12 protein-coding genes are annotated in these 16,457 nt (G+C 44.4%); 8 read left to right on the top strand and 4 right to left on the bottom strand.

Going from position 1 to position 16,457, the window contains the following annotated elements; genetic code table 11:
• Positions 1-102: 102 nt before the first annotated feature.
• Positions 103-1,338 carry a dicarboxylate/amino acid:cation symporter gene (locus NBH03_RS12135; RefSeq protein WP_250799746.1) on the bottom strand — a complete coding sequence of 412 codons (1,236 nt, stop codon included), beginning with the start codon at positions 1,336-1,338 and terminating at the stop codon, positions 103-105.
• Positions 1,339-1,759: 421 nt separating this feature from the next.
• Between NBH03_RS12135 and NBH03_RS12130 the strand changes: the two genes are divergently transcribed.
• Positions 1,760-2,959: a molybdopterin molybdotransferase MoeA gene (locus tag NBH03_RS12130; protein WP_250799745.1), complete on the top strand. Its 1,200-nt coding sequence runs from the start codon at positions 1,760-1,762 to the stop codon at positions 2,957-2,959.
• 39 nt (positions 2,960-2,998) lie between these two features.
• Here NBH03_RS12130 and ftsH read toward each other — a convergent pair whose 3' ends face one another.
• Complete coding sequence (ftsH, locus tag NBH03_RS12125; protein WP_250799744.1) at positions 2,999-4,813, bottom strand: ATP-dependent zinc metalloprotease FtsH; 1,815 nt, start codon at positions 4,811-4,813, stop codon at positions 2,999-3,001.
• Between the two features lie 259 nt (positions 4,814-5,072).
• Here ftsH and NBH03_RS12120 point away from each other — a divergent pair, with 259 nt between their 5' ends.
• The 4 genes from NBH03_RS12120 (at position 5,073) to NBH03_RS12105 (ending at position 11,196) form a co-directional block, all read left to right on the top strand.
• Positions 5,073-6,821 carry an ABC transporter ATP-binding protein gene (locus NBH03_RS12120; protein WP_250799743.1) on the top strand — a complete coding sequence of 583 codons (1,749 nt, stop codon included), beginning with the start codon at positions 5,073-5,075 and terminating at the stop codon, positions 6,819-6,821.
• Entirely contained in the window at positions 6,811-8,640 is a 1,830-nt protein-coding gene (locus tag NBH03_RS12115; RefSeq protein ID WP_250799742.1) for an ABC transporter ATP-binding protein, read from the top strand. The genes NBH03_RS12120 and NBH03_RS12115 overlap by 11 nt, the downstream gene beginning before the upstream one ends.
• 83 nt (positions 8,641-8,723) lie before the next feature.
• Complete coding sequence (locus tag NBH03_RS12110; RefSeq protein ID WP_250799741.1) at positions 8,724-10,214, top strand: LCP family protein; 1,491 nt, start codon at positions 8,724-8,726, stop codon at positions 10,212-10,214.
• A 19-nt stretch (positions 10,215-10,233) separates the two neighbouring features.
• Positions 10,234-11,196 (top strand): 3'-5' exonuclease, encoded by a 963-nt coding sequence (locus NBH03_RS12105; protein WP_015513042.1) that lies wholly within the window; start codon positions 10,234-10,236, stop codon positions 11,194-11,196.
• A gap of 32 nt (positions 11,197-11,228) precedes the next feature.
• Here the strand turns inward: NBH03_RS12105 and NBH03_RS12100 are convergent, their stop codons facing one another.
• Both NBH03_RS12100 and NBH03_RS12095 read right to left on the bottom strand, forming a co-directional pair.
• The gene (locus NBH03_RS12100) at positions 11,229-11,966 is read right to left on the bottom strand and encodes a tyrosine-type recombinase/integrase (RefSeq protein WP_215691225.1); all 738 of its coding nucleotides are present in this window, start codon (positions 11,964-11,966) and stop codon (positions 11,229-11,231) included.
• A 134-nt stretch (positions 11,967-12,100) separates the two neighbouring features.
• Entirely contained in the window at positions 12,101-13,417 is a 1,317-nt protein-coding gene (locus NBH03_RS12095) for a D-alanyl-D-alanine carboxypeptidase family protein (protein ID WP_250799740.1), read from the bottom strand.
• 256 nt (positions 13,418-13,673) lie between these two features.
• Between NBH03_RS12095 and NBH03_RS12090 the strand changes: the two genes are divergently transcribed.
• From NBH03_RS12090 to ilvN, 3 genes are all read left to right on the top strand, one after another.
• The gene (locus tag NBH03_RS12090) at positions 13,674-14,099 is read left to right on the top strand and encodes a PaaI family thioesterase (protein ID WP_250799739.1); all 426 of its coding nucleotides are present in this window, start codon (positions 13,674-13,676) and stop codon (positions 14,097-14,099) included.
• 243 nt (positions 14,100-14,342) lie between these two features.
• Positions 14,343-15,965, top strand: coding sequence for a biosynthetic-type acetolactate synthase large subunit (ilvB, locus tag NBH03_RS12085; RefSeq protein WP_117528780.1), 1,623 nt, complete (start codon positions 14,343-14,345; stop codon positions 15,963-15,965).
• Positions 15,966-15,972: 7 nt separating this feature from the next.
• The gene (ilvN, locus tag NBH03_RS12080; protein ID WP_117528781.1) at positions 15,973-16,455 is read left to right on the top strand and encodes an acetolactate synthase small subunit; all 483 of its coding nucleotides are present in this window, start codon (positions 15,973-15,975) and stop codon (positions 16,453-16,455) included.
• The last annotated feature ends 2 nt before the right edge of the window (positions 16,456-16,457 follow it).

Below are 16,457 nucleotides of genomic sequence, written 5' to 3'. Positions count from 1 at the left end.
CGGACAGATGGCTGTAAGGCCTGAATGCACATAAAAATGGGACGTGTGAAATATACATATTTATGTTTCACACGTCCTATTTATGTTTGGATTATTATGCAATTATGCATTGCGTGCAGATTTTCTGGCTTCGCGTTTTTTTTCAAGATTGGATACAACAATACAGCAGCTGGCATCGCCGGTGATATTGACAACTGTACGTCCCATATCAAAGATTCTGTCGACACCTGCAACCAGGGCAATACCGTCAACCGGCAGACCAACGGAAGTCAGGACCATGGCCAGCATGACCATACCTGCACCGGGAACACCGGCAGTACCGATGGAAGCCAGTGTAGCTGTCAGAACAACGGTGAGCATCTGGGTCGGCGTCAGTGTGATGCCATAACAGGAAGCGATGAAGATCGCACAGACACCCTGATAAATGGCTGTACCGTCCATGTTGATGGTCGCACCCAGCGGCAGAACGAAAGAAGAAATCTCTCTGGAAGCACCAAGTCCTTCCACACATTCCAGGTTGATCGGAAGTGTTCCCACGGAAGAAGAACTGGAGAAGGCAAACATCATTGCCGGAAGCATGCCTTTGAAGAACTTCAGTGGGCTTAATCCGCCGATGGCCTTGACTGCCAGGGAATATATAACGACCACATGGATCACATAGCAGAGATAAGCGGTCAGGAGTACCATCGCCAGAGAGGCGATAATGTTGGAACCGTTGGCAGCAATGACCGGGCAGAGCAGACAGAAGACACCGATTGGTGACAGCTTGAGAATCAGCTCCATACTCTTCATAAAGACTTCATTCAGGTCGTTGATGGCGGTTACCAGTCGGCTGTTTTTTTCTGAACCGATCAGAATGATCGAAAAACCAAAGATTAATGCCATAACAATGACCTGAAGCATGTTGGATTCAGACATTGGGGCAATAAAATTAGATGGAAAAATATTGACAATTGTATCCATCAGGGAAGGGGCCTCAGTGACCTCATAGGAAAGATCTGTTGTCGCTACGACAGGAAAGGCATTTTTGAAAAGGTTACCGAAAAGCAGTCCGAATGTGATGGCAAAAGCAGTTGTACAGAAGTAGTAAATAACTGTTTTTAATCCAATGGAACCGACCTTCTTGATATCACTCATGGAGATGATACCGCTCATAATAGAGAAAAGGACAATCGGTACAACAATAAACTTCAGCAAGTTCAGAAAGATCGTACCAAATGGTTTGATATAGTTTTCAGCAAACTCAGCATGGCTCTGCATCAGCAGACCGGCAATGATGGCCAGAATCAAAGCAATAAAAATCTGTCCGGCCAGAGAAAGTTTCTTCTTTTTTTTCATTTTAGTGTTCTCACTTTCAGGAAATCTAAATCTATATGTTTCACATTTATATTCAGGATAAACGTCTAAAAATAGCGCAACCTTACCAATCATAGCAGAATTTTCGGGGTGAATCAACAAAAAATGACTTTTTTTAATGATAAAATTTCATTTCCACCCAATTTTTTATTTAAAAATGGTATAATAGCGTTGAAATTTGCAGGAAAAAAGGATGAAATTCTTATGTTTTACAAAATATGGGAGTGAAAATCTAAGTCGTGATGCTATTTGAGATGAAAAGAATTCGTGACAGGAAGGATCATACGCGATTACGAACCTGAGGAGGCTATTCGGGGGCTGAAAAAACGATGTGCAATGGACAACAACGTGGTACAATAAAAAGGCAATCTATTCAAAATTTAAAGTTAAGGTAGGAATTAAGATGCAGACAATAACACTGGAGGAAGCGCAGGCACGATTACTGGAAGTCGTCCATTGTGTCATGTCGGAAAAGGTCGAATTATTAAGAAGTATCGACAGAATTCTGGCAGAAGATGTGTATGCACATGTCAGTCAGCCGCCTTTTGAACGGTCGGCTATGGATGGTTATGCTGTTAGAAGTGAAGATATATGGACAGCGAGCAGCAGCAATCCGGTCTGTCTGAAAGTCATTGACCGGGTTTGTGCCGGAGAAGTGACGGACAAAAGCGTACATGCCGGTGAGGCCATTCGGATTATGACCGGTGCCATGATACCGGAAGGTGCGGATTGTGTTGTCAAACAGGAGGACACGGATTATGGTCAGGAACAGGTCAAAATTTATGTGTCATTGGCTCAAAAAATGAATTGCTGCCCCGTAGGCGAGGACTTTCACCAGGGCGACTGCCTTGGCTGGGAAGGGGAAAAAGTCGATGCTTATATGATGGCTTCCATGGCATCCGGAGGAATAGACAGTGTTCCGGTGAGAAGGAAAGTCCGTGCGGCGGTGATTACAACCGGTGAGGAGTTGATGCCGCATGGGCAGCCGTTGCTTCCCGGAAAAATCTATAATGCCAATCTGGCTTATCTGACAGGCAGACTCCTGCAGCTTGACTGCAATCTGACGGAGGGGATCTTTGTCGGTGATGATGCGGATAAAATAACAGCGGCAGTAGAAAAATGCGCAGAAGAGGCAGATGTGATATTGACAACGGGCGGTGTATCTGTCGGGGTCAAAGACTTATTGCCGGAGATTATGAAGAAACTGGGTGCAGACATTTTGTTCCATGGTATTGATTTAAAACCGGGCATGCCCACAATGGCATCTTTATATGCCGGGAAACCAGTCATTTCCCTGTCAGGGAATCCCTTCTCTGCATCTGCTGTATTTGAGCTGTTGATGCAGCCGTTATTGCAGAAGATGACGGGAAGCCAACAAACCTCTTTGGTGAAAAAAGAAGCTGACATTGCTTATGATTACCCAGGCAATAAAGGCAGTCGTCGGGTATTAAAAGCCTATGACGATGGACATGCCGTTCACATCACAAAAGGGCAGCATAACGCTCAGATGCGTCAGGGGATCGGAACCAACTGCCTTGTCGATATGCCGGCGGGGACAGGGCCATTGAAAGCCGGGGATAAAGTCCATATCTGGAGATTATAAAAAAGATGGGGCTGTCGGAAAATAGACAGCCCCATCTTTTTAGGCGTTGAGAATATTCATGAACTCTTCGCCGGTAATGGTTTCTTTGTCATAGAGGAAGTGAGCCAATTCATCCAGTTTCGCACGATTTTCAATCAGAATCTGAAGGGCTTTCTGATGCTGCTGTTTCACCAGTTCAACGACCTTGTGGTCAATTTCAGCCTGAGTTTCAGCAGAACATGCCAGAGAGGCGTCACCGCCAAGATACTGGTTGGTGACTGTTTCAAGGGCAACCATGTCGAAGTCCTCATTCATACCGTAGCGGGTGATCATGGCACGGGCAAGGCGGGTTGCCTGTTCGATATCATTGGAAGCCCCTGTTGTGACGGAGCCGAAGATAACTTCTTCAGCGGCACGACCACCTGTAAATGTAGCGATCTTATTCTCAATTTCTTCTTTGCTCATCAGATAGTGATTGCCTTCATCCACCTGCATGGTGTAACCAAGGGCACCGGATGTTCTCGGAATAATCGTGATCTTCTGGACAGGCGCAGAATTGTTCTGTTTTGCAGCCACAAGCGCATGTCCGATTTCGTGGTAGGAAACAATAAGCTTCTCTTTGTTGGTGAGGATCGCATTCTTCTTCTGGTAACCGGCAATAACGGTTTCAATACTTTCTTCCAAATCGGCCTGCGTTGCAAAGCGTCGATTGTCACGGACTGCGCGAAGCGCTGCTTCGTTGACAATATTCGCCAGTTCGGCACCGGAAGCACCGGAAGCCATACGGGCAATCTTATTAAAATCGATATCGTCAGAAAGACGAATCTTCTTGGCATGGACTTTCAGAATTTCTTCACGGCCCTTCAAATCAGGCAGTTCAACAGGCACACGTCTGTCAAAACGTCCCGGACGGGTCAGGGCAGGATCCAGAGATTCGGGTCTGTTGGTAGCTGCAAGAATAATAACACCTGTGTTGCCTTCAAAACCATCCATCTCAGTCAGCAGCTGATTCAGTGTCTGTTCACGTTCATCATTGCCGCCGATCTGGCCGTCACGCTTCTTGCCGATGGCATCGATTTCATCAATAAAAACGATGCATGGAGCTTTCTCCTTCGCCTGTTTGAACAGGTCACGGACCTTGGAAGCACCCATACCTACGAACATTTCGACAAATTCTGAACCGGACATGGAGAAAAACGGCACATTGGATTCACCGGCAACAGCCTTGGCAAGCATTGTCTTACCTGTTCCGGGAGGGCCTACAAGGAGAATGCCCTTTGGCATGGATGCACCGATCTCCTTGTATTTATTCGGATTGTGAAGGTAATCCACAATTTCTGTCAGGTTCTCTTTGGCTTCATCTTCACCGGCAACATCGGAGAATTTGATGCCTTCGGTGGATTTCACATAAATCTTGGCGTTGCTCTTGCCCATACCAAACATCATGGAATCTTTGCCGCCGCCCATCCTGTTCATGAGCTTCTTGGACATATACTGGCCCAGGGCAAAGAAAATGACCAATGGGAGAATCCATGTGAGCAGGAAACTGACCAGTGGGGACATCTGTTCAATAATCTCGCTGGAGAATTCTGCACCGGATTCATAAAGTCGTTCTGTACGGTTCGGATCATCCATCAGACCGGTCTTGTAAATCTGGGATTCATCCTTATTCGTGAAAACAATCTGATTGCTTTCAATTTCAACTTTGCCAATCTCTTTCTTCTCAGTCATGCTGATGAAAGTGCCGTAATCGACCTCTTTCACGCTGTGCTGCTGAATCAGCGGCATAATGAATGTATTGAGAACAATGAGGATGAGCAGAACGATTGTATAGTAGTAAAACCAATTCTTTTTTGGAGTTTTGACTTCATTCATAATATTCGGCCTCCTTATAATGCATGTTTCTAATAATTCTACATTATATCATTATATCCAAAAATATACCATGCACAATCTCTTATAAATCTGTTTAATAATTGAAAATATTAAGAAATATAAATAATATTTTTATTAAATCTTTAGTTGACGGGAGAAATGATACCATGCATACTTATAGTAGAGGGGGTATGCCTGCACCGGCTATGATGGAGAGAAGCGGTGCAGACAGTGTACGGAGAATTGATGGGGGAGAAATATGCGATTAATGTTATCTTATCTCAAGCGCTATAAAGGGCTTGTTTTTTTAAACTTTATTTCTGTTTTTGGGTTTGCATTGACAGAACTGGGTATTCCGACGATTATCTCCAGAATGGTTGACGGCGGTGTAGCCAGTGGGGATCGGGAATATCTGCTGAAAATGGGTGGGCTGATCGCTCTGATTTCGGTTGTGGGCATTCTCGGAACGGTTGTCCTCGGCTATTGCGGTGCCAGGATTTCTACAGCGGTCACCTGCGATATCAGAAATGATCTTTTTGAAAAGGTTCAGAGTTTTTCTCATCGGGAAATGAATCAGCTGGGTGTTTCTTCACTGATCACAAGGACGAGTAATGATGCACTTCAGATTATGAATTTTATGAATATCATTCTGAGAACGGCAATGCTGACACCGGTCATGATCGCGGTCAGTTTTACACTGATCATCATGTCATCGGTGAAATTATCGCTGATCATTGCGGCGACAGTGCCTTTTATTATTCTGGGTGTCATACTTGTTGCTAAAATATCCGGTCCGGTCAGTGAACGTCAGCAGACGGCATTAGATGGCCTGAATCGTATTTTCAGAGAGAATCTGACAGGAATCCGGGTGATCCGTTCTTTTAATAATGATGTCCGTGAGACAGAACGTTTCGGGGAACAGAATCAGGCGTTTACAAATCAGTCCAAAAAGCTGTTCACATTGATGAGTTCTACGGAACCGCTGTTTTTTCTTCTGATGAATATTGCAGCATTGGCGATTTATTTTGTTGCCAGTCAGATGATCGATCAGAGTGCGCTGCAGGTGGGGCAGCTGATGGCGTTTATGGAATACCTGTTTCATGCCATGTTCTCAGTGATGCTGTTCTGCCTTGTGTTCATGATGTATCCCCGTGCGAATATTTCGGCCAAACGTATAGAGGCAGTGATGAATATGACGCCGGATATCACAGATGAGACTGTCAGCACGCAGCGTGTACATGACGATAGAGAACCTATAAAAGAAGTTATATTTGAACATGTTGATTTCTGTTATCCGGATGGGGAAGAAGCGGTTCTGAAAGATATTTCTTTTTCTGCCAGGGCCGGACAGACAACGGCTATTATCGGAAGTACCGGTTCCGGAAAGAGCACATTGATCCAGCTGATCCCGAGATTTTATGACGTGACCGGCGGACGTGTTCTGGTCAATGGCGTGGATGTCAGACAGATCAACAGTCATAAGCTGCGTGAACATATCGGATTTGTTGCACAGAAGGCGAATTTGTTCAGTGGCACCATTGAGGAAAATATTCGTTTCGGTTGCTCTGAAGCAACGGATGAGGAAATACGGCATGCTGCTGATATTGCGCAGGCAGCGGATTTTATTATGGATAAGCCAAAGGGTTTTAAAGAACGGATTGTAGAGGGAGCAGGCAATTTGTCCGGCGGACAGAAGCAGCGCCTGTCTATTGCAAGGGCGCTGGTCAGAAAACCGGATATTTATATTTACGACGATTCATTTTCAGCACTGGATATGAAAACAGATGCTGTACTGCGTCAGGCATTAAAACCGGAAGTGAAGAATGCGATTGTTATCATTGTTGCCCAACGTGTTTCGACAATTATGGATGCGGATCAGATCCTTGTTCTGGATGAGGGGCGTCTGGCAGCATCGGGCCGCCATGAGGAATTATTAAAAACATGCCCGCTTTACTATGAAATTGCAGCATCTCAGCTGAGTGAGGAGGAACTGCAGAATGTCTGTTGATCGAACTGAAAATAAAAACGACAGGAAGGGACTTGCCCAGGTGGGTTACTGCCTCAAATATCTGATGAATTTTTTGCGTCCGTATAAAGGCGGCCTGATCCTTGGTCTGCTGATGGTTGTCGTGGCCAATATAACATTTGCGGTGATGCCGGTGGTGGAGGGAGAGATGACAACACAGCTCTTTAGTGACGGGGAAGCGATACTGAAGGGCGTGGAAGGTGCACATGTCCATTTTGATGTGATTTTCGGAATCATGGGGACGCTGGTGATTATTTATATCATCAAAACAGTTTCTCAGCTGATTACGGCTGTTTTTCTGACGCGGGTGCTGCAGCAGGCCATGTGTGATATTCGCAATGCTTTGCAGAAAAAGATTCAGCGGCTGCCGGTGCGTTATTTTGATGATCATGCTTTTGGGGATGTACTCAGTTGCGTGACCAATGATGTGGATACGCTGAGCAATGCGCTGCAGGAAACCCTGCAGAGAGTTCTGGCAGCGATTCTGACCTTCATTTTTGTTATAGGGATGATGTTTTACATTCACACCATTTTGGCCTGTATAGCGATTTTGATCATTCCGCTGTCACTGATTGTGACCCGGTTTTTTGTAACGAGATCACAGAAATTGTTTGATACACAGCAGGAAACACTGGGGGAGCTGAATGGTACGATCACGGAGATGTACGGCGGTTTTAATGAAATCATTTTATATAACAGGCAGAAAATGGCTCTGGACAAATTTCACGATGTGAATGACAGGATGCGGAAGGCTTCTTTTAGGGCACAATTTGCATCCTCTCTGATCTCGCCGTGTATTTCTCTGATCACGTATCTGATTATCGGTTCTGTGGCTGTAATGGGCTGTTTGTTTGTCATGAATGGAACGCTTTTGCTTGGCAATCTTCAGGCCTTTGTCCGTTATATCTGGCAGATCAATGACCCGTTGTCACAGATTTCCCAATTGTCTTCACAGGTACAGTCTGCCTTTGCGGCCATGGGAAGAATTTTTAATCTGATGGATGAGGAAGAGGAAGTACAGAATGGCAAAGTCGAGATCCGACCGGACAAAGTCCGGGGTGAAGTCACTTTTGATCATGTTGTTTTTGGGTATGATGATGAAACATTAATGCGGGATGTGAATTTTCAGGCGAAGCCGGGAAAGATGGTAGCGATTGTAGGACCGACCGGGGCAGGCAAAACAACATTGATGAATTTGCTGCTGCGTTTTTATGATGTAAAGGGCGGAGCTATCAAAATTGACGGTATTGATATCCGGGATATGAACAGGGAAGAACTGAGACAGCTTTTTTCGTTGGTACTGCAGGATACATGGCTGTTTAAGGGCAGTATTTATGATAATATTCATTACGGAAGGCTGACAGCCAGAAAGGATGAAGTTATTTCCGCTGCCAAAATGGCCAATGTGCATCATTTTATCAAAACACTGACCGGCGGTTACAACTTTGAGATCAATGAGGAAAGCAGTAATATTTCACAGGGAGAGAAGCAGCTTTTGACGATTGCAAGGGCGATTCTGAAAGATCCACGGATCATCATTCTGGATGAAGCAACTTCGTCTGTGGATACCCGTCTGGAGAAAATGCTGCAGGATGCCATGCATAAAGTCATGGACGGCAGAACATCCTTTGTGATCGCCCATCGTCTGTCAACTGTCAGAAATGCGGATCTGATTCTTGTGGTTGACCATGGTGATATTGTGGAGCAGGGGACTCATGAGGAACTTCTGGCGAAAAAAGGTGTTTACGAAAATTTATATCACAGCGGCACATCACTTGCGAATCATCAGCCAGTGTGCTAAGATAGAGATTAATTGTAATTATCTAAACAATGAATTACAAAAGAAATTTGACAACATGAAGCTATTTATATGGAGGAAATGTTATGAGCAGCAAAAGGCGAAGAAAAAAAGCCCGAGTTCCGGGATTGATCATTACTATTATATTGCTGTTGCTTGTCGCTGAATTTGTAGGACTTTTGGCGATTACAAAACTTTTGCCGGTCTATCTGCTTTTTGCAGTAGGCATTGTATTTATGACCTGTGTATTGCTGGTGGCAATGCTGACAGGGAATTTCAGGAAGAAAGTCCGATTTATTATCGGTGCAATTCTGGGCGTTCTGCTTCTTGCAATTCTGCTTTTGGGCAATCTTTATGTGATGAGCACCTATAATACGTTGAATAAGATATCAGGTGTGAATACGCAGACTTCTCAGATCGGTGTTTATGTATTGAAGGATGATTCAGCCCAGTCTATTGAGGATGCAAAGAGTTATACTTTTGGTACTTTAAGCAATCTGGATACAGAGAACACACAGGCTGCTGTCAAGCAGATAGAAGAGCGTACCGGTCAGTCTGTAAAGACACAGGAAGAAAATGGTGTAACAAAGCTTGTGGACAGCCTGCTGGACGGCAGTTGTGATGCGATCATTCTGAATCATGCTTACCTGCCTGTACTTGAGGACATGGAAGGTTATGCAGATATCGAGGATAAGATCAGAGAACTGGATCTTCTGAGTGTTGATGTGGAGATCAAGACAGATGACACCGCTTCTTCAGATGATACAGCGAAACAGACAGATCCGGATAATATTATCCGTCTGTATATCAGCGGTATTGATACCAGAGGCAGTGAGATCATTAATACGCGAAGCGATGTCAATATCATTGCAACGATCAATACAGATACCAAGCAGATGCTGCTTGTGTCTACACCGCGTGATTATTTTGTACCCCTGTCTATTTCCAATGGTGTACCGGATAAGCTGACTCATGCCGGTATTTACGGTATTGATGTTTCTATGGATACACTGGGTATGCTCTATGATATTTCTCTGGACGATTATTTCCGTGTGAACTTTGCCGGATTTATCAAGATTATTGATGCACTTGGCGGTGTGGATGTTAATTCAGAGGAAGCGTTTACCGCATATACAGACAGCCGATACTCTTATACAAAGGGCATTAATCATCTGGGTGGTGAAGCAGCACTGGCATATGCACGTGAGAGATACGCTTTCTCAGATGGTGACCGTGCAAGAGGACGTCATCAGATGGAAGTTATCAGTGCGGTTATGCAGAAAGCATTATCGCCTGATATCCTGAGTCATTACACAGATGTACTGGCCGGTATCGATGGCTGCTTTGAGACAAACTTCTCCTATGACCGTCTGGCCGAACTGGTACGTCAGCAGCTGACAGACAGCGGAAGCTGGAATATTGTCAGTTACAGTGTAAACGGCAGCGGTGATACAAGACAGCCGTATTCCATGAGTGCTAATGCCTATGTTATGATACCGGATCAGACAACTGTTGACAAAGCGAAAGAGCTGATGCAGCAGGTTGTTGATGGAGAGGTTGTTAATCTGAACGAATAGTCTGGATGGAGTGGACGGCATGAATTATGTAGTTGTGGATTTTGAATGGAATCAGGCTTGTTATGGCAAGGGATCTGAGAATCGGAAGATACCCTTTGAGATCATTGAGATTGGTGCAGTGAAGTTGGATGAGAACTTGAAGGAGATCGACCGTTTCAGCCGGACCATTCGTCCGAAAGTATACAAGAAACTGCATTATATTACACGGGATCTGACAGGGATTACCCAGGAGGAGCTGTGTGCCAGCGATCCGTTTTCTTATGTACTGGTAGATTTTATGCTGTGGTGCGGCAAGGATTATATTTTCTGCACATGGGGCAATATGGACCTGGTGGAATTGCAGCGCAACATGAAATACTATGGCCTGTTGGATCTTTTGAAGGGGCCGGTCAAATATTACAACGTGCAGAAGTTTTTTCGATTACTTTGTGCGCATGATGCATCGGCAGTATCTCTTGAATCGGCAGTTGATTATTTTCAGCTGCCGAAAGAGGCCGGTTTTCATCGGGCGGTCAATGATGCGGCTTATACGGCAGATGTTTTCCGCAGGATTGATCAGGAAGAAGCGAAGAAGCTCTACTCGATTGATTATTATCAGAATCCGCAGAGTAAAGGGGATGAGATCCATCTTCGATATGATTCCTATTACAAGTATATTTCCAGAGTTTTTGATACGAGAGAAGAAGCATTGGCGGACAGGGAAGTGCGTTCAACAAAATGTTATAAGTGCGGACGTGCAGCAAGGAAGAAAATGCATTGGTTTTCGGCAAGAACGAAAGCGTACTATTGTCTGGCCGATTGCCCGGAACATGGTTATATACGCGGCAAACTGAGAATTAAGAAAGATGATGAGCAGCATATCTATATTGTCAAGACATTGCGGCTGATCGATGAAGAGGGTGCGCAGCAATTGCGCCAAATGAAAGCAGATGTTTTGAAAAAGCGTCGTGAGCGCAGGCAAAAAGGCTGTCAATGTCACTGAAGCAGCTTCAGTGGCATTGACAGCCTTTTGTACTAATGGGATTGATTGAAATCCCGCAGTGTATCGTGCATTTGTTCCAGCAAAGTATCTACACGGCCATAATAAGGCAGCGGCTGACGTTTGCCGGATAACTTGCGTCGGATCTGTTTAAGCTCAAGAATAATGGCATCAATATCCCGCACACCCTTCTTATCTTTCAGAAGGTATTCCATGGCTTTCTGATTCCCATCATCTGTAATCTTATCATAGATGACCTTAATGTTCGGTTTCTCACCGATATAACGGAAAGTGATATTCGGGGATGCGTGATTTAGCAAATTCTGGATATACTGAATATCACCGGTTTCCTTGTAATAACGCCACGCGAAAGTCTTTCGCATGGTCTGCGTACCAATGGACTTTAATCCAATCTTGTTTCCTGTTTGTTTAAAGATGCGGTAAGCCTGTTCGCGAGACAGAGGCCTGTTCGTGCTGGCATATCCGGTAATCAGATATTCATCATCATCTCTGCCGTCAATAAAGTCAGTAATTACAGCCTGAAGTTCCGGCTTTAATGGGAAAGCCTGTTCAATCTGCCGTGTTCCGATCACAGCAATCAACATATCCTTGCCGCGTACGTCTTTCACCTTAAATTGTAGAATGTCCTGCAGCTGTAATCCTGTTCCGATTCCGATCTCAAATAAAATATAATATTTGTCATCAACAGATCTTAATGTGTCTCTAAATTTTTGGAGTGTTTCGTCATCTTTAATCGGAGCGACCCAGTTCATATATTCACCTCGTATAAAACGTATCCTCGTAGTGAAGAGGTAGACTATTCACTACATTATATTAATCCCATTATAACACGGATGCATTTTAAATCAAGTGATTTATCAAACTTCAGTTATATTCGACAATGATATTATTTATTTTTAACATTTTTTTTGATGCGTTCATTGCGGAGACGCTTATATTTATGGCGGTGATAGCTGCGTTTTAAAACATGATACAGCCAGATCAGGATCAGGGTAAATAAAGCGAAAGCAACAAGCATGCATAATATAAACAGTATCATATGGTGCATGGCAAAAGTCATGAGTTTGCTCTTCAGATGGGAGGCAAGTACTTTAGGAGAAAGCGAGGTGCGTGCATCAGGAACCGCTGCTTTTGTCTCAGTTTCTGTCTCTGTCAGCGGAGCAAAGGCAGGGAGATCTTCTGTTTCACCGGAATGAGCAAAGGCCGAAGTTTCTGTTTCGGTATTTGCAGCAGTGTCTGCCATTTGGGCCATTAACTGATCATAATGATCGAAGCAGTAGTCCATGGCATTAATGGTATCCGGATAAATGTGACCGTCGGAATTCTCCATCACAACACAGGCAAGGGTGTGACCGTCCTTTTCAGCATAGGTAACAAGGGTGTTCTTAGCTTCGGATGTATAGCCTGTCTTCCCTCCGATGCAGGCATCATAATGATATTTGGTATACATCAGCATCTGATGTTTGTGACTGAGGGGGAATCCCTCAGGACGCAGGTTGGTGGAAGCTACCGTGTATTCTGTACAGCCGGTAATTTCACGAAATGTCGGATTCTGAATTGCTTCTCTGGAAATAAGTGCCATATCATGGGCACTTGTATAATGATCCGGGTCATGAAGACCGTTGGGATTGACAAAATGTGTATTCGTACAGCCAAGTGTTTTCGCACGCTCATTCATTAGGTCGCAGAAAGCACTGACGGAGCCGCTGACAAACTTGGCGGCACCATTGCAGACTTCATTGGCAGATGACATAAGAATAGCATGCAGGGCGTCATTGACTGTCAGCTGTTCACCATCCAATATGCCGATATTCATATCATTATAATAATTCAGACCATTCCAGCAATCCTGGGAGAAGGTGATCGTGTCATCAAGATTGGCATTCTCAATAAGCAGAAGCCCGGTCAGTACCTTGGTGATACTGGCCGGATAATGCCGGTCGTCCATATTTTTATAATAAAGAATTTCACCGGAATCAACATCTATGACGCAGGCGGCGCTGGAATAAAGGATAATGTCGTCGGTTGACACTTTATCTGTCGGCAGAATCACGGGGCTGGCCTGTGTTTCAGGAACAGTTTCTGATGCTGCTGTTTCTGAATCAGAGGATTTTGTTTCGTCTGCATAGGTGTCCGTGGAGAACCACAGACAGCCGGATAAAATAAAAAGAAGCACTGTAAAGAGGCTGATTAATTTTTTCATATTATAAATATCTCCTGGAAATAGTATTACCCGAAATAATAGTATAGGATTTCAGCTTAAAAGTCAAATTCTATCTTTTGCCATAAGGCGTCAGATCAAGAAAAAAAGGTGATTATTGAATATGCATTCGACATGTGTTAAACTTGATTGCATACGAGAAATTTGCGGACGAAATGATGAAAATTGTTTGGATAGGATAGACATCATTGGATATAAAACGGTACAGAAACAGCGATAAGGAAAGGATGATCAGAGAATGTTAAGTAAAGAGATGCAGGAAAAGTTGATAGGAGAAATTAAGCGAAGTGACAAATTTATTGAACTTATCGGTATTAAAATCATAGAAGCTGATGAGGGCTATTGCAAGGCAGAACTTGAAGTGGATGATCGTCATTTGAACCCGCTGGGAACGGTGCATGGCGGATGCCTGTACACACTGGCGGATACAGTTGCCGGTTTTGCTGCAGCCTCATGTGGTTTTGAGGGTCCGACACTTTCAGGCAATATGTATTTTCTCAGACCGACAATGGGTGTGAAGAAGCTGACATGTGAAAGCCGTGTTGTGAAAAACGGCAAGCGTATCCGCGTTGTTGAGGCAACAATCTACGGTGATAATGGACAGGAAATTTCAAGGAGCCTTCTGGAATATATGGATATGCAGAGAAAAATGGTTGTAAAATAGGTGCGAGATTCGAATAAAACGATAAAAAAATCTATGAATGAGATAAATATTTAACGGGGCTGCATTTATTTACACTCTTGCTGGAATGTGATAAAATGTATTACATTCAACATGAGACGTGTATCCCGGAGCGTACAGTGCAGAGGCCAACCTGCAGGCTGACAGATAAGGGATATAAAGAAAGCGAAGCTGTGAACATAAGCTTCAGCTGCTGAGAAAATAGAGTGTATGGAGGTAGTATTTATGTTAACTGGGGCACAGGTAATGGTTAAATGTCTGGAAGCCGAGGGCATCAAGGCTGTGTTCGGCTACCCGGGTGTTGCAATCTGTCCTTTTTATGACAGTTTATATGATTCAGGTATCAGGAATATTTTAGTTAGACAGGAACAGAATGGCGGTCATATGGCCAGCGGTTATGCCCGGGTGACGAGGAAGCCGGCGGTCTGTGTGGCAACTTCGGGACCGGGGGCAACGAATCTGATCACAGCACTGGCAACAGCTTATGCTGACAGTATTCCGCTGATCGCGATCACAGGACAGGTTTCAAGTGAACTGCTGGGCAAGGATGTATTTCAGGAAGCAGATATTACTGGTTCTGCAGAACCCTTTGTTAAATACAGTTATCTTGTCAGAGATGCCAGAGAGATTCCACGTATTTTCAAGGAAGCTTTCCACATTGCATCTACGGGACGCCGCGGTCCGGTGCTGATTGATGTGCCGCTGGATGTTCAGCAGAAACAGATTGATTATGTGCCGGTGAATGAAGTCAGCATTCGTGGCTATAAACCGACAGTGAAAGGCAATAATCTTCAGATTCGCAAGGTTGTGGACGTACTGGCACATGCACATAAACCGCTGATCTGCGTGGGCGGCGGTACGATTCTCGGCAATGGCGAACAGGTTGTCCGTGAATTCGCCAATAAATTCCATATTCCGGTCGTATCAACGATGATGGGTATCGGTGTTATGCCGAATGATGATGATTTATATATGGGTATGTTGGGTACAAACGGCAAGCCACATGCCAACTATGCTGTCCATGAGTGTGATGTGCTTGTGCTTGTCGGTGCAAGAGTGGCAGACCGTGCGGTTGTCAAACCTTACAAGCTTGAGAGAAGAAATACAACCATCGTTCATATTGACGTGGATCCGGCTGAGATCGGCAAGAATCTCGGTACGACAGTACCTCTGGTCGGAGATGTCCATGTAATTTTTGAGAATCTTCTGCAGTATGAGATTCCGGGAGATTACACAGCGTGGAATGAAGAGCTGGCAGAGAAGAAGGCAGCTTATGTGGATAGACGTCATTTCAATCCGGATTTTGTCAATCCATGTCGTTTTGTCCAGACATTGAGCAGCAAGATGAATGACGATGCCATTTATGTGGCTGATGTGGGACAGAATCAGCTCTGGTCAGCAGATAATTATGTCATGAAGCATGGACGTTTCCTGACAACAGGCGGTTTTGGCACAATGGGCTATTCCATCCCAGCAGCTATTGGTGTACGTGCCGCATTGCCGGATACACAGATCGTTGCTGTCTGCGGTGATGGTTCTTTCCAGATGTCTCTGATGGAACTGGCTACCATGCGTCAGTGGAACCTGCCGATCAAGTTTGTTATTATGAGAAACGGCTATCTTGGTCTGGTACGTGAATACCAGCATCATACGTATCATGATCGTTACAGCGGTGTTTCTCTTGACGGCAGTCCTGACTTTGAGAAGATCGCGGATGCTTATGGACTGGATTATTTCCACCTTGAGCATAACGATGAGATGGAGCAGAGAATAGATGAATTTCTTGCATGTGAGCATGCAGCCATGATGGTTTGCGAGGTTTACAGTTTTGATTTGGTAAAGGAGTAATAGGCGGATGAAAGGAATATTTTCGGTATTAGTAGAGAATAAAGCCGGTGTATTGAGCAAAACCGCCGGATTATTTGCCAGAAGAGGTTTTAACATCGACAGTCTTGCTGTAGGTGAGACTGATGATAGAGATATTTCCAGTATGACCATCATCTCAACCGGGGATGAGCGTATCATGGAACAGATCGAGAAACAGCTGAACAAGAAGATTGATGTTATTAAGGTTCGCCGTTTTGCAGAGAATAAATGTGTAACAAGAGAACTTCTGATGCTGAAGGTGACGTATACGAATGTGACAAGATCAGATATTATGGAGATCTGCAATATTACAGGTGCCCATATTGCTGATCTTTCTCCGAAGTCCATGGTCATCGAGCTGACAGCCAAGACATCGAAGATCGATCGATTTATCAAGCTGATGCAGCCATTTGGCATCATTGAGATGGCACGTACAGGTGCACTGGCCGTGCAGAGAGATTCCAACGAATAGGC

Source organism: Coprococcus intestinalis (assembly GCF_023656595.1).
Taxonomy (GTDB): Bacteria; Bacillota; Clostridia; order Lachnospirales; family Lachnospiraceae; genus Coprococcus_A; species Coprococcus_A intestinihominis.
This window is presented reverse-complemented; position numbering and strand designations above follow the sequence as displayed.